Annotated in this window: 17 protein-coding genes; 12 read left to right on the forward strand and 5 right to left on the reverse strand. The window is 68.7% G+C overall.

Going from position 1 to position 21,057, the window contains the following annotated elements; all coding sequences use genetic code 11:
* Positions 1-21 precede the first annotated feature (21 nt).
* The 4 genes from gcvT to gcvPB are packed head-to-tail and all read left to right on the forward strand — an operon-like array spanning position 22 to position 4,580.
* A complete protein-coding gene (gcvT, locus tag PBN85_RS06430; protein ID WP_271300490.1) occupies positions 22-1,227 on the forward strand; it encodes a glycine cleavage system aminomethyltransferase GcvT in 1,206 nt (401 codons plus the stop codon).
* Positions 1,227-1,598 (forward strand): glycine cleavage system protein GcvH, encoded by a 372-nt coding sequence (gene gcvH, locus PBN85_RS06435; protein WP_037530452.1) that lies wholly within the window; start codon positions 1,227-1,229, stop codon positions 1,596-1,598. The genes gcvT and gcvH overlap by 1 nt, the downstream gene beginning before the upstream one ends.
* Before the next feature lie 49 nt (positions 1,599-1,647).
* Complete coding sequence (gcvPA, locus tag PBN85_RS06440) at positions 1,648-3,006, forward strand: aminomethyl-transferring glycine dehydrogenase subunit GcvPA (protein ID WP_271300491.1); 1,359 nt, start codon at positions 1,648-1,650, stop codon at positions 3,004-3,006.
* The gene (gene gcvPB / locus PBN85_RS06445; RefSeq protein WP_271300492.1) at positions 3,003-4,580 is read left to right on the forward strand and encodes an aminomethyl-transferring glycine dehydrogenase subunit GcvPB; all 1,578 of its coding nucleotides are present in this window, start codon (positions 3,003-3,005) and stop codon (positions 4,578-4,580) included. The genes gcvPA and gcvPB overlap by 4 nt, the downstream gene beginning before the upstream one ends.
* A 59-nt stretch (positions 4,581-4,639) precedes the next feature.
* Here gcvPB and PBN85_RS06450 read toward each other — a convergent pair whose 3' ends face one another.
* The gene (locus tag PBN85_RS06450) at positions 4,640-4,861 is read right to left on the reverse strand and encodes a hypothetical protein (RefSeq protein WP_271300493.1); all 222 of its coding nucleotides are present in this window, start codon (positions 4,859-4,861) and stop codon (positions 4,640-4,642) included.
* Positions 4,862-4,945: 84 nt separating this feature from the next.
* Between PBN85_RS06450 and PBN85_RS06455 the strand changes: the two genes are divergently transcribed.
* The 3 genes from PBN85_RS06455 to proS are packed head-to-tail and all read left to right on the forward strand — an operon-like array spanning position 4,946 to position 7,424.
* Positions 4,946-5,452, forward strand: coding sequence for a CcdC protein domain-containing protein (locus tag PBN85_RS06455; protein ID WP_271300494.1), 507 nt, complete (start codon positions 4,946-4,948; stop codon positions 5,450-5,452).
* Positions 5,453-5,497: 45 nt separating this feature from the next.
* A complete protein-coding gene (locus PBN85_RS06460; RefSeq protein WP_037530462.1) occupies positions 5,498-5,839 on the forward strand; it encodes a hypothetical protein in 342 nt (113 codons plus the stop codon).
* A 55-nt stretch (positions 5,840-5,894) separates the two neighbouring features.
* Positions 5,895-7,424 (forward strand): proline--tRNA ligase, encoded by a 1,530-nt coding sequence (proS, locus tag PBN85_RS06465; protein WP_271300495.1) that lies wholly within the window; start codon positions 5,895-5,897, stop codon positions 7,422-7,424.
* Between the two features lie 146 nt (positions 7,425-7,570).
* On the opposite strand, the gene trhO is transcribed toward proS, so the two are convergent.
* Positions 7,571-8,494 (reverse strand): oxygen-dependent tRNA uridine(34) hydroxylase TrhO, encoded by a 924-nt coding sequence (trhO, locus tag PBN85_RS06470; protein ID WP_271300496.1) that lies wholly within the window; start codon positions 8,492-8,494, stop codon positions 7,571-7,573.
* Between the two features lie 79 nt (positions 8,495-8,573).
* On the opposite strand from trhO, the gene PBN85_RS06475 reads away from it, so the two are divergent.
* The 3 genes from PBN85_RS06475 to PBN85_RS06485 all read left to right on the forward strand — a co-directional run bounded on the left by PBN85_RS06475 (position 8,574) and on the right by PBN85_RS06485 (position 13,923).
* Positions 8,574-10,913: a ribonuclease R family protein gene (locus PBN85_RS06475; protein ID WP_271300497.1), complete on the forward strand. Its 2,340-nt coding sequence runs from the start codon at positions 8,574-8,576 to the stop codon at positions 10,911-10,913.
* Positions 10,910-11,239: a hypothetical protein gene (locus PBN85_RS06480; protein WP_037530468.1), complete on the forward strand. Its 330-nt coding sequence runs from the start codon at positions 10,910-10,912 to the stop codon at positions 11,237-11,239. The genes PBN85_RS06475 and PBN85_RS06480 overlap by 4 nt, the downstream gene beginning before the upstream one ends.
* A gap of 164 nt (positions 11,240-11,403) precedes the next feature.
* Entirely contained in the window at positions 11,404-13,923 is a 2,520-nt protein-coding gene (locus PBN85_RS06485; RefSeq protein WP_271300498.1) for a TonB-dependent receptor, read from the forward strand.
* Between the two features lie 65 nt (positions 13,924-13,988).
* Here PBN85_RS06485 and rpsI read toward each other — a convergent pair whose 3' ends face one another.
* The 3 genes from rpsI to PBN85_RS06500 form a co-directional block, all read right to left on the reverse strand.
* Entirely contained in the window at positions 13,989-14,534 is a 546-nt protein-coding gene (gene rpsI, locus PBN85_RS06490) for a 30S ribosomal protein S9 (RefSeq protein WP_037530471.1), read from the reverse strand.
* Positions 14,534-15,013 carry a 50S ribosomal protein L13 gene (gene rplM, locus PBN85_RS06495; RefSeq protein WP_037530473.1) on the reverse strand — a complete coding sequence of 160 codons (480 nt, stop codon included), beginning with the start codon at positions 15,011-15,013 and terminating at the stop codon, positions 14,534-14,536. The genes rpsI and rplM overlap by 1 nt, the downstream gene beginning before the upstream one ends.
* A gap of 136 nt (positions 15,014-15,149) precedes the next feature.
* Positions 15,150-16,187 carry a COX15/CtaA family protein gene (locus PBN85_RS06500; protein ID WP_271300499.1) on the reverse strand — a complete coding sequence of 346 codons (1,038 nt, stop codon included), beginning with the start codon at positions 16,185-16,187 and terminating at the stop codon, positions 15,150-15,152.
* Between the two features lie 432 nt (positions 16,188-16,619).
* Here PBN85_RS06500 and PBN85_RS06505 point away from each other — a divergent pair, with 432 nt between their 5' ends.
* Positions 16,620-17,687, forward strand: a complete 1,068-nt coding sequence (locus PBN85_RS06505) for an NAD(P)H-dependent flavin oxidoreductase (protein ID WP_271300500.1) — start codon at positions 16,620-16,622, stop codon at positions 17,685-17,687.
* Between the two features lie 114 nt (positions 17,688-17,801).
* The gene (locus tag PBN85_RS06510) at positions 17,802-20,909 is read left to right on the forward strand and encodes a TonB-dependent receptor domain-containing protein (RefSeq protein ID WP_271300501.1); all 3,108 of its coding nucleotides are present in this window, start codon (positions 17,802-17,804) and stop codon (positions 20,907-20,909) included.
* Positions 20,910-21,057: the final 148 nt, after the last annotated feature.

The following is a 21,057-nucleotide window of genomic DNA, read 5'->3' on the forward strand; positions in this document are numbered from 1 at the left end:
TGCCTTTTTTGGAGACGGTTGATGAGCGACACGCTGCCGGACACCCTGCCTGACCCGCTTGACGAGCTCGACGGCGACGAACCCGCCATCCAGTTGCTGCCGCTCGACGCGTGGCATCGCGCCCGCGGCGGCCGCATGGTGCCCTTCGCCGGGTATGAGATGCCCGTCCAATATGAAGGCATCATGGCCGAGCATCTGTGGACGCGTGAATCGGCGGGTCTGTTCGACGTCAGCCATATGGGGCAGGTCGGCCTGACCGGCGACGGCATCGACGCCGCCGCGGTCGCCGCCGCGCTCGAGAAGGTGCTGCCCGGCGACGTCGCGGGACTCGCGCCGACCAGGATCCGCTATTCGCTGCTGCTCAACGACGAGGGCGGCATCCTCGACGATCTGATGGTGACGACGCTGCCCGAAGAGGGCGCGCATCCGTTCGGGGCGGCGAGCCTGTATGTCGTGGTCAACGGCGCGACCAAATATGACGATCTCGCCTATCTGCTCGACGTGCTGCCCGATGACGTGACGCTCAACCTGATGGAAGACCAGGCCTTGCTCGCGGTCCAGGGCCCCAAGGCGGTCGCTGCCGTCGCGCGGCTGGTGCCCGGCGTCGAGGCGCTGGTGTTCATGACCGCGGGCGCGTTCGCGTGGAACGGCCATGCGCTGTGGATCAGCCGTTCGGGCTATACCGGCGAGGATGGCGTCGAGATCTCGATCCCCGCAGAGGCCGCCGCCGCCTTCGCCGACGCGATCTGCGCCGAGCCGGAGGTCAAGCCGATCGGCCTCGGCGCGCGCGATTCGCTGCGGCTCGAAGCCGGGCTGCCGCTCTACGGCCACGACCTCGATCCCGAGACGACGCCGGTGATGGCTGATCTCGGCTTCGCGCTGTCGAAGCGCCGCCGCGAGGCCGCCGACTTCGCCGGTGCGGCGCGCATCCTTGCCGAGCGCACCGACGGCCCCGCGGTCAAGCGCGTCGGCCTGTCGGTCGCCGGGCGCCAGCCGGTGCGCGAGGGGGCCAGCGTCGTCGACGCCGATGGCGCGGTGATCGGCCGCGTCACCAGCGGCGGCTTCGCGCCGAGCGTCGGCGCGCCGATCGCCATGGCCTATGTTCCCGCAGCGCTGGCGGAGGCGGGCACGCCGCTGCTCCTCGTCCAGCGCGGCAAGATCCATGAGGCGGTGGTCGCCCCGCTGCCCTTCGTTCCCCACCGCTATGTCCGCGCAGGAGGCAAGTGATGAGCCGTTATTTCACCGAAGATCATGAATGGGTCGATGTCGACGGCGACACCGGCACGGTCGGCATCTCCGACTATGCGCAGGGCCAGCTCGGCGACATCGTCTTCGTCGACGTGCCCGAGGCGGGCAAGCAGCTCGGCAAGGGCGACGAGGCGGCGGTCGTCGAGTCGGTCAAGGCCGCGTCGGACGTCTATGCGCCAGTGTCGGGCACGGTGACCGAGGGCAATGCCGCGCTCGCCGACGATCCCAGCCTGGTCAATTCGGACCCGGAGGCGGAGGGCTGGTTCTTCAAGATCACGCTCAGCGACCCGGCCGAGCTCGAGACGCTGATGGACGAAGCGGCCTACGCGGACTTCGTCGCGAAGCTGTGACCTATCTTAGCCCCTCCCCGGAAGGGGTGGGGCTTCCAAGGGAATGATGATGCGCTATCTGCCGCTTACCCAGCCCGATCGTGATGCGATGCTCTCGGTCATCGGCGCGGGATCGATCGACGATCTGTTCGTCGACGTGCCCGAGGCCGCCCGCCTGTCCGGGCCGATCGCCGGCCTGCCGGGCCATGCCTCCGAACTCGCGGTCGAGCGGCACATGACCGCGCTGGCGCGCAAGAACGTCGTCGCCGGCGAGGTGCCCTTCTTCCTCGGCGCCGGGGCCTATCGCCACCATGTGCCGGCGAGCGTCGACCATCTCATCCAGCGCGGCGAATTCCTCACCGCCTATACGCCCTATCAGCCGGAAATCGCGCAGGGCACGTTGCAGATGCTGTTCGAGTTCCAGACGCAGGTCGCGCGGATGCTCGGCACCGACGTCGCCAATGCCTCGATGTACGACGGCTCGACCGCCTGCTGGGAGGCGATCGGCATGGCGCGGCGCATCACCCGCAAGGGCAAGGCGATCCTGTCGGGCGGGCTCCACCCGCATTATGTCAGCGTCGCCAAGACGATGGCCAAATATACCGGCGACCAGTTGCAGACCGCGACGCCGGCGCTGACCGCCGAGACCGATGTCGAGGCGCTGATCGCGGCGATCGACGCGGACACGTCGTGCGTCGTCGTGCAATATCCCGACATCCTCGGCCGCATCACCGACCTCACCCCGCTCGCCGACGCCTGCCACGCCAACAAGGCGCTGCTGATCGCGGTCGTCACCGAGCCGGTGGCGCTCGGCGCGATCACCGCGCCGGGCGAGATGGACGCCGACATCGTCGTCGGCGAGGGCCAGTCACTCGGCGTCGGCCTGCAGTTCGGCGGCCCCTATGTCGGGCTGATGGGCTGCAAGGAGAAGTACATCCGCCAGATGCCCGGCCGCTTCTGCGGCGAGACGGTCGATGCCGACGGGCGCCGCGGTTTCGTGCTGACGCTGTCGACGCGCGAACAGCATATCCGGCGCGAGAAGGCGACGAGCAACATCTGCACCAACTCGGGGCTGTGCGCGCTCGCCTTCTCGGTGCACATGACCTTGCTCGGCGAGGCGGGGCTGCGCCGGCTTGCGGCGATCAACCATGCCGCCGCCTGCCGCGCCGCCGACCGGCTGTCGCAGGTGCCCGGCGTGGAGCTGGTCACCGAGAGCTTCTTCAATGAATTCACCGTCAGGCTGCCGGTCGAGGCGCGTCCCGTCGTGCGCACGCTCGCCGATCGCGGCATCCTCGCGGGCGTGTCGCTCGGCCGGCTCTATCCGGGCGAGGCGGCGCTCGCCAACGGGCTGATCGTCGCGGTGACCGAGACGACCAGCGCGGAGGACATCGAAACCCTTGCCGCCGCACTCGAGGAGGTTCTGGCATGAGCATCAATCAGAGCGGCTGGCGTCCGCAGATGACCGCGGGCGACGGCAAGCCCGCCGCACCGACCGCCACCGGCAACAAGGCGCTGATGCTGGAGGAAGCGCTGATCTTCGAGATCGGCGACACGCAGACCACCGGCGTCGACTTCACGGGCATCGATGCGGCGGCACCGGCGTCGCGCCTCGGTGGCCTCGCGCGCAAGGCGGCGATCGGCCTGCCCGGGCTCGCCGAGCCGGAGGCGGTGCGCCATTACACCCGCCTGTCGCGCCAGAATTATGCGATCGACCTGGGCCTGTTCCCGCTCGGCTCGTGCACGATGAAGCACAATCCGCGGCTCAACGAGAAGATGGCGCGACTGCCCGGCTTCGCCGACGTGCATCCGTTGCAGCCGGTCGATACGGTGCAGGGCGCGCTTGAGGTGATCCATCAGCTCGCGCACTGGCTGGTTACGCTGACCGGCACGACCAGCGTCGCGATGAGCCCCAAGGCGGGCGCGCACGGCGAATTGTGCGGCATCCTCGCGATCAAGGCGGCGCTGGAAGCGCGCGGCGAGGGGCATCGCAAGATCGTGCTGGTGCCCGAATCGGCGCACGGCACCAACCCCGCCACCGCCGCCTTCGCCGGCTTCGCGGTCGAGGACATTCCCGCCACCGCCGACGGCCGTGTCGACACCGCGGCGCTGATCGCGCGGCTCGGGCCGGACGTCGCCGGGGTGATGATCACCAACCCCAATACCTGCGGCCTGTTCGAACGCGACCTCAAGACGATCTCCGACGCGGTGCATGACGCGGGCGGCTACGTCTATTGCGACGGCGCCAATTTCAACGCGATCGTCGGCCGGGTGCGGCCGGGCGATCTCGGCGTCGATGCGATGCACATCAACCTGCACAAGACCTTCTCGACGCCGCACGGCGGCGGCGGGCCGGGCTCGGGGCCGGTGGTCTTTTCCGAGGCGCTGACGCCGTTCGCGCCGCTGCCGTTCGTCGAGAAGCAGGGCGAGCAATTCGTGCTAATCGAGGAGGAGAATGCCGGCGAGCATCACGCCGGCAGCTTCGGCCGGATGGTCGCCTTCCACGGCCAGATGGGCATGTTCACGCGCGCGCTGACCTATATCCTCAGCCACGGCGCCGACGGCCTGCGCCAGGTCGCCGAGGATGCGGTGCTCAACGCCAATTACGTGCTGCGCTCGCTGGAGGGCACGCTCGACGCGCCCTTCGCCAAGGCCGGGCCGTGCATGCACGAGGCGATCTTCTCCGACGCCAATCTCGCCGAGGGCTTCTCGACGCTGGATGTCGCCAAGGGGCTGATCGACGAGGGCTTCCACCCGATGACGGTCTATTTCCCGCTCGTCGTCCACGGCGCGATGCTGGTCGAGCCGACCGAGACCGAATCGAAGGCGGCGCTCGACCAGTTCGTCGGCGCGCTGCGCTCGGTGGCGGAACGGGCGAAGGCGGGCGATGCCAGCCTCAAGACCGCGCCGCATTTCGCGCCGCGCGCGCGCCTCGACGAGACGCAGGCGGCACGCAAGCCGGTGCTGGTGTGGAAGGACGCGCCGCTCGCCCAGGCGGCGGAGTAGCATACGGTCCCCCGCCCGGGCGTGACGGGCGGGGGCGACCGTATCGGCCGATCGGGCGGTCAGTCGGCGGGCTCGGTTTTCTCGACTTCATATGAGTAGAGCCGCATGATCATGCCGATGATCGAGGTCGTCGCGCCGCAGACGAGGCACAGGGCGAGCGCGGAATCGCGACTGGCGCTGCGCCAGGAAACGATCGCCAGAAGAACGACGCTGAAGGTCGAAATGACGTAACCGGTCGCTTTGATTTTTGCGCTGCGGGGCAGGGAAGGCCAGGCTCTCATCGTCCGGCGCTAGCTAATGGGTTGCTTCATGTCACCGATGTGCAGGCGACTGAACTCAAGTTTAGACTGGCGGGGCGGAGAGTGATGGACTGGATCAACTATGCCCTGCCGCTCGTCGTCGTCGCGGTGGTGATGGCGATCCGCTGGCGGCGGATGAAGCGGGTGCGGCCGCTCAAGCTCGAACATCTCTGGGTCCTGCCCGCAGTCTATGCGGCGGTGATCGCCGTCACGTTCAGCCGCTTTCCGCCGCGCGGCCGCGGCTGGCTGTTCTGCCTCGTCGCGCTGGCGCTCGGCGCGGCGCTCGGCTGGCAGCGCGGCAAGATGATGCGGATCACGCTCGATCCCGAGACGCACCGGCTCGGCCAGACCGCGTCGCCGGCGGCCTTGCTGTTCATCGTGCTGCTGATCGTCGTGCGCAGCGGCGCGCGCGGCGCGATGACATATGCGGGGCCGGCGGGGCTCGATCCGATGGCGATCCCCGACCTGTTGATGGCGCTGGCGCTCGGCCTGTTCAGTGCGCAGCGGCTGGAAATGTATCTGCGCGGCAAGCGGATGCTCGCGGCAGCGGGAAATCGGACGCCGCCGATCTGAGCCCCCGGTGATCTTTCTATAAGAGAGAGATCGACTGGGGGGACTATGTTCATCACTTGGGGATCGAAGACGGTCAGCCGCGATCTGGGGCCGGACGGGCGCAGACATTGCCCGACCTGCGAATGCCAGCGCGGTTTCTACAAGCATCTGGCGTATCGCGTGCATCACATCATGTGGCTGTTCCGCTGGCCGACCGGGGTGCGCTACGCCAGCCGGTGCGATCAATGTGGCCATGGCGCGCCGATCGACGCGGTGCAGGTGCGCGCGGATCTCGGCAAGTCGCCGGTCGCGTGGATCGATCGCTACGGCTGGCTGCTCGGCATCGCCGCGGTCGCCGCCTTCTTCCTGTGGGCGATCCTGTCGGACCCGCATCCGCCGGTGCGCTGATCCGCGATCGTGCAGGGGGTGACGGACGCAGCGGCTTTGGCTAGGCGTCCCACGCATGAAGCACGCTCTCTCCGTCACCCGCGCACAGGATTTCGCCGCCTGGTATCAGACCGTCATCGCCGAGGCCGACCTCGCCGAGGAATCGGGGGTGCGCGGCTGCATGGTCATCCGGCCGTGGGGCTATGGCATCTGGGAGCGGATCCAGCGGCTGCTCGATGACCGGATCAAGGCGACCGGGCATGAGAATTGCTATTTCCCCCTGTTCATCCCGCTCTCCTATTTCGAGAAGGAGGCGGAGCATGTCGAGGGCTTCGCCAAGGAGATGGCGGTGGTCACGCACCACCGGCTGATCGGCGACGGCAAGGGCGGGCTGGTGCCCGATCCCGCCGCCAAGCTGGAGGAGCCGCTGGTCGTGCGCCCGACGTCGGAGACGGTGATCGGCACCGCTTTCTCGCGCTGGGTCCAGTCGTGGCGCGATCTGCCGGTGCTGATCAACCAATGGGCCAATGTCGTGCGGTGGGAGATGCGCACCCGCATGTTCCTGCGCACCAGCGAGTTCCTCTGGCAGGAGGGCCATACCGCGCACGCCACCGCCGACGAGGCGCGTGACGAGACGCTCAAGATGCTCGAAGTCTATCGCAGCTTCGCCGAGGAGTGCCTCGCGCTGCCGGTGGTCGCGGGCGAGAAGCCGGAGAACGAGCGCTTCCCCGGCGCGGTCGCGACCTACAGCATCGAGGCGATGATGCAGGACGGCAAGGCGCTGCAGGCGGGCACCAGCCATTTCCTCGGCACCAACTTCGCCCGCGCGCAGAACATCCGCTTCCAGAACGCCAGCGGCGAGCTCGAACTCGCGCAGACGACGAGCTGGGGGGTGAGCACGCGGATGATCGGCGGCGTCATCATGGTGCATGGCGATGACGACGGCCTGCGCGTGCCGCCGCGGATCGCGCCGTGGCAGGTGGTGATCGTGCCGATGCTGCGCGACACGCCCGAGGACGAGGCGCTGATCGCTTATGCCAAAGAGGTGCAGGCGGCGCTCGCCGGCCTGTCCGCGCTCGGCGAGCCGGTGCGCGCGCTGCTCGACCTCAAGCCCGCCAAGGCGGCGACCAAGCGCTGGGGCTGGGTCAAGAAGGGCGCGCCGATCGTCGTCGAGATCGGCGGGCGCGACATGGCGGGCGACAACGTCTCGGTGATCCGCCGCGACCGGCTGTATCGCGAGGACGGCAAGCTCGATTCGCAGGTCCTGCCGCGCGACGGTTTCGTCGCGGAGGTGCCGGCGCTGCTCGCCGCGATCCAGCAGGCGCTGCATGACGAGGCGCGCGCGCGGCTGACCGCGGCGATCGTCCCGGCGGCGGATTTCGCCGCGGTCGAGGCGCATTTCGCCGAGGGGGCGGTCAACCCCGGCTGGGTCGAGGTGCAATGGTCACGGCCGACCGGCGCGGCGCTCGACGCGGTGGTCGAGCGATTGAAGGCGCTCAAGCTGACGATCCGCAACGCGCCGTCCGATGCGGCGGCGGCGGACGGGACGTGCCTATTCACCGGCGCGCCGGCGGTGGAGCGGGTGTTGCTGGCGCGGGCGTATTGAGGGGCTTTCGCTAACGTCCCGCTCCCGTCCTCCCCCTTCGCGGCTACGCCGCTTTTCCCCCTCCCGCCGGGAGAGGGAAGAGGTCGCGCAGCGACCGATAGGGTGAGAGCAGGGCGTGACGCTTGTGGCCTTAACCGCCCTAAGCCCTACGCCTCGTATGTCGCGCCGACGTGCGCCTCGCCCCGTGCCTCGGCGAGCTGGACCTGGCGGTGGCGTTCGGCGGCGCGCGCCTTGGCGGCGTCGTCACGCGTGGCGTGGCAGCGCGGGCAGCTCACGCCTTCCGCATAGAGCGGCGACTGGCGATCGTCGGCGGAAACCGGCATCCGGCACGCCCGGCACAGGCCGTGGCTGCCCGGCGCGAGACCGTGGCCGACCGCGACGCGCTCGTCGAAGACGAAACATTCGCCCTGCCATGCGCTCTGCGCGGCGGGTATCTCCTCCAGATAGCGCAGGATGCCGCCCTTGAGGTGGAAGACGTCGGCGACGCCCTCCGCCTTGAGGAAGGCGGTCGCCTTTTCGCAGCGGATGCCGCCGGTGCAGAACATCGCCACCTGCTTGCCGCCGGCGAGCAGTTCGTCGCGATGCGCGCGGAACCAGGCGGGGAAGTCGCGGAAGCTGTGCGTCTGCGGATCGATCGCGCCGGCGAAGCTGCCGACCGCCACCTCGTAATCGTTGCGCGTGTCGATCACCACCGTCGCCGGATCGGCGATCAGCGCGTTCCAGTCGGCGGGCTCGACATAATGGCCGGCGGCGAGCGGATCGACTTGTTCGACGCCCATCGTCACGATCTCGCGCTTGAGCCGCACCTTGGTGCGGTGGAACGGCATCGTCTCGGCGCGCGCCTCCTTGACGTCGAGCGTCGCACAGCCGGGAAGCGCGCGGATATGCGCGAGCACCGCCGCGACCCCCGCGTCCGGACCGGCGATCGTACCGTTGATCCCCTCGGGCGCGAGCAGCAGCGTGCCCTTCACCCCGGCGGCGAGACAGGCGTCGAGCAGCGGGCCGCGCAAGCCGGCAGGATCGTCGAACGGGGTGAAGCGATAGAGCGCGCAGACGCGGAACGGCGACATGGCGGCGCTGTAGCGGCTCGCGCCGCCCGGCGCAAAGTTGGGGCATGACGTTGCCGGGTCCAATCCCTATCTTCGCTGCGTGAAACATAAAAACAGACCCGGTCTGCCGACGCAGGCGCAGATCCTCCAGTTCATCGAAACCTCCGACGTGCCCGCCGGCAAGCGCGAGATCGCCAAGGCGTTCGGGCTCACCGCGCAGGAGAAGATCGCGCTCAAGGCCTTGCTCAAGGACATGGCGGACGAGGGGCTGATCGACAGCGCGCCCGGCCGCGCCTTTCACAAGATGGGGGGCTTGCCCAAGGTGACGGTGCTGCGCGTCGCCGACGTCGATGACGGCGGGACGGTCTGGGCAGTGCCCGATCGCTGGGAGGCGGAGACGCCGCCGCCGCGTCTGCGGGTGCGCGAGCGCAAGCGTGGCGCGCTCGGCATCGGCGAGCGCGTGCTGGCGCGCACCGAGCAAGCAGGCAACGGCTGGATCGCGCATCCGATGAAGGTGCTCGCCAAGGCGTCCGAACAGGTGCTCGGCGTGCTGCGGCGCGAGGGGGAGCGCTTCTGGCTGACCGGGGTCGAGAAGAAGGACCGCCGCGAATTCCCCGTCTCCGATACCGGCGGTGCCGAGGCGGGCGATCTGGTGATGGCCGAAATGACCGGTCGGCCGCCGCGGATCAGCGTGCGCGTCGTCCAGCGGCTCGGCGATCCGTTCGCACCGCGCAGCTTCTCGCTGATCGCGATCCACAAGCTTGGCATCCCCGACGTGTTCACCGGCGATACGCTCGACGAGGCGGCGCGCGTCTCCGAACTGCCGCTCGGCGACGATCGCGAGGATCTGACGCACCTGCCGATCGTCGCGATCGATCCCGCCGATGCGCGCGATCACGACGATGCGGTGTGGGCCGCGCCCGACGACGATCCCGCCAACAGCGGCGGCTGGCAGGCGGTGGTGGCGATCGCCGACGTCAGTTTCTATGTGCGGCCGGGATCGGAGATCGACCGCGAGGCGCGGCGTCGCGGCAATTCGGTCTATTTCCCGGATCGGGTGGTGCCGATGCTGCCCGAGATCCTGTCGGCCGAGGTATGTTCGCTCAAGGAGGGCGAGGATCGCGCGGCGCTGGTGTGCCATCTGCAGATCAGCCGGTCGGGGGCGCTGAAGAGCTGGCGGTTTACGCGCGCAAGGGTGCGGATCGCGGCGAACCTGGCGTATGAAGAGGCGCAGGCGATTTCTGACTCATTCCTCCCCGGCACGGGGAGGGGGACCAGCGAAGCTGGTGGAGGGGGGGCGCCACCAGCGACACCGCCCGAGGAAGCGCCCCTCCACCACGCCGCTGCGCGGCGCGGTACCCCTCCCCGTGCCGGGGAGGAATTGCGCGAATCCCTCCGCCACCTCTGGGACTGCTGGCGTGCGCTCGCCAAGGCGCGCGACGCGCGCGAGCCGCTCGATCTCGATTTGCCGGAACGGCGGGTGGTGCTCGACGAGATGGGGCGGATCATGTCGGTCGCGCCGCGCGAGCGGCTCGATGCGCACCGGCTGATCGAGGATTATATGATCGCCGCCAACGTCGCCGCCGCCAAGGCGCTGGAGGCGAAGAAGGCGCCGGTGATGTACCGCGTCCACGAGCCGCCCAGCCGCGAGAAGCTCGTCGCGCTCAAGGACTATCTCGAAACGTTCGACGTGCCGCTGGCGCTCGGGCAGGTGATCCGCCCGGCGACCTTCAATCACGTGCTGGCGCGCGTCGGCGATGCCGACTTTCGGCCGCAGGTGATGGAGCAGGTGCTGCGCACCCAGACCCAGGCCTATTACGCGCCCGCCAACCAGGGGCATTTCGGCCTGTCGCTCGGCTCCTATGCGCATTTCACGTCGCCGATCCGGCGCTATGCCGATCTGCTCGTCCACCGCTCGCTCGTCGCCGCCTATCGGCTCGGCGAGGGCGGGCTCGGCCAGACCGACGCGGCGGCGATGGACGTGATCGGCGAGACGATCAGCGGCTATGAGCGCCGGGCGATGGAGGCGGAGCGCGATACGATCGACCGCTATGTCGCCGCCTTCCTCGCCGAGAAGGTCGGCGAGACGGTCGGCGCGCGGATCACCGGCGTACAGAATTACGGCTTCTTCGCGACGGTGGAGGGGATCGGCGGCGACGGGCTGATGCCGGTGCGCGATCTCGGCGGTGAATATTTTCGCTTCGACGAGGCGTCGCGCACGCTGGTCGGCGAGCAGAGCGGCGAGGCCTATACGCTCGGCCAGCGCGTCGAACTGCGGCTGGCGGAGGCGAATCCGGTGTCGGGGGCGCTGCGTTTCGAACTGCCCGGCGGCAAGGGGGCGGCGCCGGGTGCGCGGCACGTCTCGTCACCGCGCAAGGACCGCGTCATCAAGCACCGTGGCCGGCCGGCGAACATCCGTCATCAGGGCAAACGGCGGTGACCGCGCGGCTGACGCGCGAGCCGTCGCGCGGCACGGTGCGCGACCGCTATCTCGTCCGCGGCAGCATCGCGCCGCAGTTCGTCGCGGCGCATGCGGTGACCGCGGACGATGCGATCGCCTTCACCCCGCGCGACGCGCGCGAGGCGCGCGCCTTTGCGGCAATGATCGCCGACGGATCGATCCGCATGCCGGCGGCCGGGCGCTTCTGGTTCGACATGGATGCCTATGAGACCGCCGCGGCGGCGAGGCGGGCGCGGCGCGTCCCGGTGCTCGTGCTGGTCGCGCTGCTGATCGCGGGCGTGGCGGTGGTATTCTATCGCGGGTGAGTGGGCATTCGGTCGAATCGCCGCCTGCCGATGCCACTAAGTAAGTGAATCCGTACGGCTTCCGAAGAGAACCTATAATTGCTGGCGCGATCTTCCCAATTCTGCCTACGATAAGAGACTGCCGATAGTCGGGCAGGGGCAACAAAGCTCTTGGGGAGGGGCGGATGCGGCGGTGGTTCATCGGGGGAATCGCGCTCGCGATACCGGGCGGCAGCGCGGCACAAACCGCAGCGCATGCACCGCCCGACGATATCGTCGTCGTCGGCGAGAAGCTGCGCGGCTCGGCGATCGGTGACAGCGCGCCGGTGGCGGTGCTCGATGCGCAGGCGATCAAGGCGCTCGGCGCGAGTCGGATCGACGATCTGCTGCGGCTGCTCAAGCCGCTCACCACCTCGAACAGCGGCGCCGATCCGGTGTTCCTGCTCAACGGGCGGCGCATCTCGGGCTATGAGGAATTGCAGACGCTGCCGCCCGAGGCGATCGAACGTACCGAGATCCTGGCGGAAAGCGACTCCGCGCGTTTCGGTTTTCCGCCGACGGTACGGATCACCAACTTTATCACCAAACGCCGCTTCCGTGCACTCGAGGCGAGCGAGGACGCGTCGACCACCACCGAGGGCGGCGGCAGCGCGGCGACCTTCCTGCTCGGATCGACCCGGCTCGACAAGGATCGCCGCACCTCGGTGACCCTGTCGTACGAACGGCAGGATCCGCTCCTCGCATCGCGTCGCTCGCCGGCGCCCGACCCCGGCGTGCTCTACGATACGATTGGTACGATCGCGGCGCCGGCGGGCGGATCGGTCGATCCGGCGCTCGATGCGCTCGCCGGACGGCCGGTGACGAGCGTGTCGGTGCCGGGCGATCCGGGCGCACGGGCCACGCTTGCCGGTTACGCCGCCGCGGCGGCGGGGCCGCGGCGGATCACCGATCTGGCGCCGTATCAGTCGCTCACCAGCCGCGACCAGCTGCGCGTCAATGCGACGCACGCGATGCCGATCGGCAGGACGGTGACCGGATCGCTCAACCTGTCGATGGATGCGCAACGCGGGATGGGACTCGCCGGCCTGTCGACCGCGGCGCTGCGCGTCCCCGCCGGCAATCCTGCCGCGCCCTTCGCCGGCGACGTGCTGCTCTACCGCTATCTGCCCGAGGCGGGGGTGCTGGCGCAGCGGACGCGCGCGCTGACGCTGCACGGCGGCGCGACGTTGCAGGGCAGCCTGCGGCGCTGGCTGTGGTCGGTGACCGGCAGCTACGACCGGAGCCGGACCAGCGCGATGGTCGATCTCGGCGTCGATACCGGCGCGGCGCAGGCGGCGATCGACGCCGGCGCCGATCCGTTCCAGCCGTTCGATGCGGCGTGGCTGCGCCAGCGCGAGGTCAGCCGCAGTCGCACGCTCGCGCGGACCGTATCGGCCAAGGCCAACGTCACCGGGCCGCTGCTCGCGCTTCCCGCCGGCGATGCGCGCGTCACGCTGACCGCCGACGCCGCCCGCACGTCGAGCGCGGGGCACTCCACCGCCGCCGCGACGCCGCCTTTGCGCCGCGATACGGAGAGCGCCAACGTCGCTTTCGAGCTGCCGCTCGCCTCGGCGGAGCGCGGCATCCTGTCGCCGCTGGGGACGCTCACCGCCAATGCCGGCATTGGTATCGCTGCCGTGTCCGATTACGGCAGCCTCGCCAGCCGCAACCTCGGGCTGATCTGGGCACCGCGCAAGCGGGTGCAGATCACCGCCTCGACCAGCGTCAGCCGCACCGCGCCGGAGATCGCGCTGCTCACCCAGCCGGTGGTCGCGGTGCCCAATGCGCCCTTCTTCGACTTCCTCACCGGCACCAGCCCGCTGGTCACCGTGGTCGCCGGCGGCAATCCCGCGCTCGGCCCGCAGCGGCGGCAGATCGATACCGCGGGTATCGGCTGGCAGCCGTTCCGCGGCAAGGAGTTGCGGTTCAACCTCGACTATATCGAGACGACGACCGACGGCCAGGTCAGCTATCCGGTCGGCGGCACCGATGCGTTGCAATCCGCCTTCCCCAACCGGTTCGAGCGGGATGCCGCCGGCCGGCTGGTGCTGGTCGACCTCCGCCCGCTCAATCTGGCGCGCGAGCGCGAGCGCAAGCTGCAGGCGCGCGTCTCGCTGTGGACGATGCTTGGGGCGAAGCCGCCCGAGCCACCGCCGCCCGCCAAGGAAGCGCCACCGCCTCCGCCGCCCAAGCCGCGACCGTCGCTCTATACGTTCGTCACTGCCACCGCCCGGATCGATGATCGCCTACTGCCCCGGGTGGGACAGCCTGAGCTCGATCTGCTCGCGGGGGAGTCGGTCACCGGCAACGGCGGACGAACGCGCTACGAGGTGCAGGGCACGCTCGGTGGCTCGGTGGGTGCGGTCAACGGCGGCGTGTTCGGCATGTGGCAGGGGGCGACGCGCATCCGCAGCCCGATCGCCGCGTCGGACCTGTCCTTTTCGGGACGGACCTTCCTGGCCCTCTACAGCACGATCGATGCGCAGAAGATCGCGAACGGCGCGGCCTGGGCGAAGAGCCTGAGCTTCCAGTTCAACGTCAACAACCTGCTCAACACGCGCACCGTCGTGCGCGATCGCAACGGCATGACGCCCTATCGCTATCAGCGCGCCTTCCTCGATCCCTATGGCCGGATGGTCAAGCTGACGGTGCGCAAGCTGTTCTGAGCGGCCACGAAAAAGGGCGGCCCGTTGCCGGACCGCCCCCTTCGAACCCCAAAGGGCCGGATCGCTTAGCGCTTCGAGAACTGGAAGCTGCGACGCGCCTTGGCGCGGCCGTACTTCTTGCGCTCGACGGTGCGGCTGTCGCGGGTCAGGAAGCCTGCCGCCTTGACCGGCGCACGCAGCACCGGTTCGAAGCGGGTCAGCGCCTGGCTGATGCCGTGCTTGACCGCGCCGGCCTGGCCCGACAGGCCGCCGCCCTTGACGGTGCAGACCACGTCATACTGGCCCTCGCGCTCGGTGATGCCGAACACCTGGTTGATGACGAGGCGCAGCGTCGGCCGTGCGAAATAGACCTCCTGATCGCGACCGTTGATCGTGATCTTGCCCGAACCCGGCTTGAGCCAGACACGTGCGACGGCGTCCTTGCGGCGGCCGGTCGCATAGGCGCGGCCGTATTTGTCGAGCATCTGCTCACGCAGCGGCGTGACGGGCAGCACCTGCGTCGGCGCGGCGGGGGCGTCGCCCTCAGCAGCGGCGGCGGGCGCACCGGTGGTCGCCGGAGCGGCCTGGGTCAGCGACGCGAGGTCGGAAAGCGACTGGCGATTGTCGGTCATTACGCGCCCACCTTGTTCTTGCGGTTCATGCCCGCGATATCGAGAACGTCCGGGTTCTGAGCTTCGTGCGGATGCTCGCTGCCCTTGAAGATGCGCAGGTTGCGCATCTGCTCACGGCCGAGCGGGCCGCGCGGGATCATGCGCTCGACGGCCTTTTCGAGCACGCGCTCCGGGAAGCGGCCGTCGAGGACCTTGGCGGCGGTGACGCCCTTGATGCCGCCGGCATAGCCGGTGTGCTTGTAATAGACCTTCTTCGCGGCCTTGTTGCCGGTGAAGCGGATCTTGTCGGCGTTGATGACGATGACATTGTCACCGCAGTCGACGTGCGGGGTGAACGACGTCTTGTGCTTGCCGCGCAGGACGTTGGCGATGATCGTCGCCGCGCGACCGACCACCAGGCCGTCGGCATCGACGATATGCCACTTCTTCTCCACCTCGTGCGGCTTGGCCGACTTGGTGGTCTTCATGAGCGCCTTCATGGCGTTGGACCTTTCGGTTTGAAACGAGGCACGCCGCCCGTCGCCGGGCGGCGTGATTGGTCGCGCTACTGCTGGAACGACCCCCAAAAGTCAAGCAAAGCGCGGCTTTGCTGACGGGTAAAATGATACCTGAGGGTCAGGCGGGGCGGCGGCCGACCGCGTGGGCGGCGCAGACGGTGGCGATCAGCAGCAGTGCGGCATTGGCCTGATGCGCGACGGCGAGGTCGATCTGCACGCCGCTGAGCAGGGTCGCGATGCCGAGCCCGATCTGCAACGCGACGAGGCCGATCACCCAGCGTCCCGCACCCGCGCCCATCCGGATCGCGCGCACCGCGAGCCAGACCAGCCCGGCGGCGGCAGCGAACGCCCACCAGCGATGGATGAACTGGACGACGACCGGATTGTCGACCGCGTTGCGCCAGCCGGGATCGACCATCGGCACGCCGGCCGGGAACAGCGCGTCGCCCATCAGCGGCCAGCTTGCGAAGGCATAGCCGGCGTCGAGCCCGGCGGTGAAGGCGCCGTAGATCAGCTGGACGACGAGCAGCGCAAGCGCGACCGCCGCGATCCGCGTCAGCCGGGCCGGTCGGGCGAGCGGGTTGTGGTGCAGCGCGATGAGGTCGAGCGCGGTCCACACGATCCCGGCGAGGATGGTGAGCGCGGTGAGCAGGTGCACCGCGAGGCGGACGTGGCTGACGTCGGTCCGCACCGACAGGCCCGAGGCGACCATCCACCAGCCGATCGCCCCCTGCAAGCCGCCGAGCGCGAGCAGCGCGACCAGCCGCCAGCCGTAACCGGCGGGGATGCGCCGTCGGATCGCGAACCACAGCAACGGCAGGCCGAAGGCGGCACCAATCACCCGGCCGAGCAGGCGATGCGTATATTCCCAGAAGAAGATGCGCTTGAACCCGTCGAGCGTCATCCCCTGGTTGAAGGCGGCATATTCGGGAATGCGCTTGTAGCCGTCGAACTCGGCCTGCCATTGCGCCTGCGTCAGCGGCGGGATGATGCCGCTGATCGGCTTCCACTGGGTGATCGACAGGCCGGATTCGGTCAGGCGGGTGATGCCGCCGACGACGACCATGGCGACGATCAGCGCGGCGACGACGATCAGCCAGCGCGCGACGCTGCGCGGCCGGACAGGCGAGAGGAAGGCGGCGCTGGGTTGAAGCATGGCAGCGTCATACGCCTTTTGGCGGCGGCTCGCCAGCAGCGCGATCGGATTGATCGCGCGCGATCGGAGCAGGCCTTCAGACCCGAGCGGTGCTTCCCCCGGCGATGGCATGCTGTAAGACAATCGTCCGCATCCTGGCGGTGGCGGCCGTGGGTCAGCGGGGTGCCCGTTGCAGATTGGTACGTGGCCACGGCGGCGCTCCCTCGTCATGCCGGAGCCGTTCCCGCATCCACGGTTCGGCAAAAGCACAAGCCGTTGATTGCGCGGCGCAGTGGACCCCGGAACACGCCCGGGGTGACGATTGGTCGAGGGGCGCGCACACGTCGTTGAGATTCCCATGGTGGCAGACGGTTGGCACCGCACCCGCGTCGATGCATGGCGCTAGCGCACCCGCGATGATAACCGCGACCGGCAAGTGCGGGAGGACGAGCGATGACGTGGTTCGATCGGTTCGGCTGCTCGGTGCCGCTGATCCAGGCACCGATGGCGGGGGTGGCGACGCCCGCGCTCGCCGCCGCGGTAAGCGAGGCGGGTGCGCTGGGATCGATCGGCGTCGGCGCGACCGATGCCGCCGGGGCCCGCGCGATGATCGACGCGATACGCGCCGCGACCGATCGGCCGTTCACCGTCAATCTGTTCGTCCACCGCACGCCCGACGCGGCTGCGGCCCGCGAGGCGGCGTGGCTCGCCGCGCTGGCGCCGGTCTTCGCCGCATATGACGCCGAGCCGCCCGTGCGCTTGCACGCACCATATCGCAGCTTCGCCGATGATGCGGAGATGCTCGCGATGCTGGTCGAGACCGCGCCGCCGGTGGTCAGCTTCCATTTCGGCCTGCCGCCCGCGGCGGCGATCGCGGCGTTGCGCGCGGCGGGCAGCGTGCTGCTCGCCACCGCGACCAGCCTTGCCGAAGCGCGCGCGATCGAGGCGGCGGGAATCGACGCCGTCGTCGCGCAGGGGATCGAGGCGGGCGGCCATCGCGGCAGCTTCGATCCCGCCGCGCCGGACGATGCGCTCGGCACCGTCGCGCTGACCCGGTTGCTGGTCCGCGACGGCGGGCTGCCGGTGATCGCCGCCGGCGGTCTGATGGACGGCGCGGGCATCGCCGCCGCCTGTGCGCTCGGCGCGGTGGCGGCACAGCTCGGCACCGCCTTCGTCGCCTGTCCGGAATCGGCGGCGGACGAGGGCTATCGCGCCGCACTGGCGGGCGAGGGGGCGTGGCATACGCGGCTGACGACGCACATCTCGGGCCGGCCGGCACGCGCGCTGGCCAATCGGTTCACCGCGTTCGAGCCGGACGTCGCGCCGCCCGACTATCCGATCGCTTATGCCGCCGGGAAGGCGCTCCACGCAGTCGCCCGGGCCCGCGGCGAGCATGGTTATGGCGCGCATTGGGCGGGGCAGGGTGCGCCGCTCGCGCGGGCGATGCCGGCCGCCGACCTGGTCGCGACGCTACGGCGGGAATGGCATGCGGCCGGCGCGGGACGTGAGTCGCCTGCATAGGACAATGTCAATGTCACTTCTTTGCAACATACCGCAACATTTTGAAACGCGCTGACATTTACGATTACATCAGGCGCCCTGGCCGGTTAGCTGCGCGGCAGCAGGACAGACTCGTTGTCCTTCCAGTGCACAGGGTATCTCATGTTAGCAGCGTATCGTCACCGCCTCCTTGCCACCACTTTGCTCGTCGGCGCCGTATTCGCCGTGCCGGCCCAGGCGCAGGATAGCGCGCTGCCGACGCAGGGCACCCCCGCCGACACCACCAACGATCAGGCGGCGAGCCCCGCCGCGACCGGCGTCACCCCCGCCGGCGACGATGCGACCGCGCCGGGCGCGCCGGCGCCGGGCGGCGACATCGTCGTCACCGGCTCGCGCATCGCCTCGCCCGCCGCCGCCAGCGCCTCGCCGTTGCAGGTGATCGGCGCCGAGCAGATCCAGCAGCAGGGCGCGATCAACGTCCAGGAAGTGCTGTTGCAGAATCCGGCGTTCGGCACGCCCGGCATCAGCCGCACCAATTCGTCGTTCGCGACGCAGGGCGCCGGCGCCGCGACGGTCAATTTGCGCAACCTCGGCGAGGATCGCACGCTGGTGCTGGTCAACGGCCGCCGCTTCGTCTCGGGCCAGCCGGGCAGCCAGGCGGTCGACCTCAACGTCATCCCGACGCAGTTCATCGACCGCGTCGACGTGCTCACCGGCGGCGCCTCCGCGGTCTACGGCTCGGACGCGGTCGCGGGCGTGGTCAACATCATCTACAAAAAGAATTACGAAGGCCTCCAGGCGGATGGTCAGGTCGGCATCTCGCAGCGCGGTGATGGCTTCGACCGTCAGATCAGCCTGCTCGGCGGCAAGAATTTCGCCGACGGCCGCGGCAACATCATGCTGTTCGGCAGCTATTCGAAGCAGGGCACGGTGCTGAAGCGCGACCGGTCGACCGAGGCGGGGTCCAGCGCGGTCGATTCGACCAGCACCGCCAATCTGACCGGTGACCTCGCAGATCTCTTCGTGCCGACGCGCCCGTATCTGTCGGGCTATGCACCTCAGGGTCGAATCACCGCCGGCAATCAGAACTTTACGTATGGCCAAGACGGCGCGCTGCGGAATTGCTTTAGCGCAAACGGAACCGGCGGCTGTGTCAACGCAAATGGTACAGCAGCGGGCCCGGACGGGTTCAACCGCTCCGACTATCGCTACCTTGCCGTGCCCGTCGAGCGCTACGTCGCCGCAGGACGAGCGAATTTCGACGTCTCGCCGGCGGCCAATCTGTGGGTCGAGGGCAATTATGCCAAGACCAAGGTGCAGTCGGTGATCGAAGCCTTTCCGCTCGACTCGACCTTCGGTGATCCGCGTCGCAACGCGCAGATCCCCATCGAGACGATTGTCGGCGGCGTGACTTATCGCAATCCGTTTGTCCCGGATGCGATCTACAACGCTGCGATTGATTCCCCAATCGGTAATACTGGCGTCGGTGACGGCCTCCGTGACGTTTCGTTCACTCGCCGCCTGTCGGATTTCGGCCAGCGTACATTCGCCGCAGATCGCGACCTGTTCCGCATCGCCGGCGGCGTCAACGGCAGCTTTGCCGGCGATCGCTGGAGCTACGAACTGTATGGCATCTACGGCCAGTCGAAGGAGCATCAGGACGGCACGGGCCAGTTCAACACGCTGAACTTCATCCAGGCGCTCAACGCCTATCGCGATCCCACCACCGGTCAGGTCGTCTGCGCCGACCCGGCGGCGCGCGCGGCAGGTTGTATCCCTGCGAACGTTTATGGCGGTGCGGGCACGCTGGCGCCAGCCGCGAGCTATCTCGCGGTCGACACGACGCTCGATGCGAAGGTGACGCAGACGGTCTTCGGGGGCAACGTTACCGGCAAGCTGTTCTCGCTGTTCGGCGCCGATCCGATCGGCGTCAACGTCGGCACCGAATATCGTCGTGAGACGAGCAGCAACACCTTCGATCTGCTCACCCAACAAGGCCTCAACGGCAATAACGCGCTGCCCGCCACCTCCGGTCGTTTCCACGTCTGGGAGGGCTTCGGCGAAGCGATCGTGCCGCTGATCCAGGACAAGCCGTTCTTCCACTCGCTCAGCGTGCGCGGCGCAGTTCGCGTGTCGGACTATTCGACGGTCGGCACGACCGTGAGCTACAATTACGGTGGTGAATGGGCGCCGGTGGAGGACATTCGCTTCCGCGTCATCAAGGCACGATCCGTGCGGGCGCCGAACATCAACGAGCTGTTTTCTGCGCCGCAGCAGAACTTCCCGCAGATCGTCGATCCGTGCGTTGGCGTCACGCTTACCTCGACCACGTCGGTCTCCGCCAACTGCCGCGCGGCACCGGGTGTGCTCGCCAACATTGCCGCGAATGGTGGAGCCTTCACCATCAATCAAAGCGATATCCAGGGGGTTACCAGCTTCGAGAGCGGCAATCCGCAGCTGCAGGAAGAAAAAGGCGACAGCTTCACGGCGGGCGTGGTCATCAATCCGCGCTCGGTACGTGCACTGCGCAACTTCGTCATCACGGTGGATTACTTCAACGTCCGCATCCGTGATGCGATCGTGCAGACCCCGCTCCAGTACATCGTCAATCAATGCTACGACGGCGGCGCCACCGACTATTGTGACCGGATCACCCGTCGCCCGGCGATCAACGGTGCCAACAGTGCCGGTTCTATCCAGCAGCTGACGACCTCCTATCTTAACAGCGGCGGCGTGAAGACGTCCGGGATCGATACCACGGTCACGTGGCGCCAGAACCTGTCGGATTGGGGCCTGGACGGGACGCTCGGCCTGCGTGGTTCGTACACGCATCTGATTTCGGGCTACATCGTGCCGCTGCCCGGCGCCGATCGGGATTATTTCGCCGGGGAAATCGGTGCGCCGCGTGACAAATTCACCGTCAACGGCTCTTGGGATTTGAAGGGCGTCGGCCTGACGGTGACCGGGACCTGGCTCAGCCAGTCGAGCGTCGACGATCAGTTGACGGGCGAGCGGCCGGGGTCCGACCCGGCGGTCCGCGTCCGCCCGCAATTCTACCTCGATTCGCAGCTGCGCTTCCGCACCAACGACAAGTTCGAGTTCTTCGTCGGCGGCGACAATCTGCTCGACAACAAGCCGCCGTACCTCGCCGACATCGGCAGCTCGGCGGGACAGGATACCGATGCGGGCACCTACGACCCGCTCGGCCGCCGTTACTATGCGGGTGTGCGCATCGCCTATTGAGCGAGATCATTAACCTGCCACGCAAAGGGGGCGGTCGCTGCGGCGGCCGCCCTTTTTTGTCGCCCGGCATCGGGGCGAGGGCGCAATCACCGGTTGTCGGATGGTAGCGCTATCGATAAGCTTCGGGAAAACAAGGGCTTGGGGATAC

The sequence above is a fragment of the Sphingomonas sp. CV7422 genome (assembly GCF_027945725.1).
Lineage (GTDB): Bacteria > Pseudomonadota > Alphaproteobacteria > Sphingomonadales > Sphingomonadaceae > Sphingomonas > Sphingomonas kyungheensis.

What these genes read in the sequence shown, in the direction of transcription:
- gcvT (WP_271300490.1), top strand. Translation starts at nt 22, where the DNA reads ATGAGCGACACGCTGCCGGACACCCTGCCTGACCCGCTTGACGAGCTC.
- gcvH (WP_037530452.1), top strand. Translation starts at nt 1,227, where the DNA reads ATGAGCCGTTATTTCACCGAAGATCATGAATGGGTCGATGTCGACGGC.
- gcvPA (WP_271300491.1), top strand. Translation starts at nt 1,648, where the DNA reads ATGCGCTATCTGCCGCTTACCCAGCCCGATCGTGATGCGATGCTCTCG.
- gcvPB (WP_271300492.1), top strand. Translation starts at nt 3,003, where the DNA reads ATGAGCATCAATCAGAGCGGCTGGCGTCCGCAGATGACCGCGGGCGAC.
- PBN85_RS06450 (WP_271300493.1), bottom strand. Translation starts at nt 4,861, where the DNA reads ATGAGAGCCTGGCCTTCCCTGCCCCGCAGCGCAAAAATCAAAGCGACC.
- PBN85_RS06455 (WP_271300494.1), top strand. Translation starts at nt 4,946, where the DNA reads ATGGACTGGATCAACTATGCCCTGCCGCTCGTCGTCGTCGCGGTGGTG.
- PBN85_RS06460 (WP_037530462.1), top strand. Translation starts at nt 5,498, where the DNA reads ATGTTCATCACTTGGGGATCGAAGACGGTCAGCCGCGATCTGGGGCCG.
- proS (WP_271300495.1), top strand. Translation starts at nt 5,895, where the DNA reads ATGAAGCACGCTCTCTCCGTCACCCGCGCACAGGATTTCGCCGCCTGG.
- trhO (WP_271300496.1), bottom strand. Translation starts at nt 8,494, where the DNA reads ATGTCGCCGTTCCGCGTCTGCGCGCTCTATCGCTTCACCCCGTTCGAC.
- PBN85_RS06485 (WP_271300498.1), top strand. Translation starts at nt 11,404, where the DNA reads ATGCGGCGGTGGTTCATCGGGGGAATCGCGCTCGCGATACCGGGCGGC.
- rpsI (WP_037530471.1), bottom strand. Translation starts at nt 14,534, where the DNA reads ATGACCGACAATCGCCAGTCGCTTTCCGACCTCGCGTCGCTGACCCAG.
- rplM (WP_037530473.1), bottom strand. Translation starts at nt 15,013, where the DNA reads ATGAAGGCGCTCATGAAGACCACCAAGTCGGCCAAGCCGCACGAGGTG.
- PBN85_RS06500 (WP_271300499.1), bottom strand. Translation starts at nt 16,187, where the DNA reads ATGCTTCAACCCAGCGCCGCCTTCCTCTCGCCTGTCCGGCCGCGCAGC.
- PBN85_RS06505 (WP_271300500.1), top strand. Translation starts at nt 16,620, where the DNA reads ATGACGTGGTTCGATCGGTTCGGCTGCTCGGTGCCGCTGATCCAGGCA.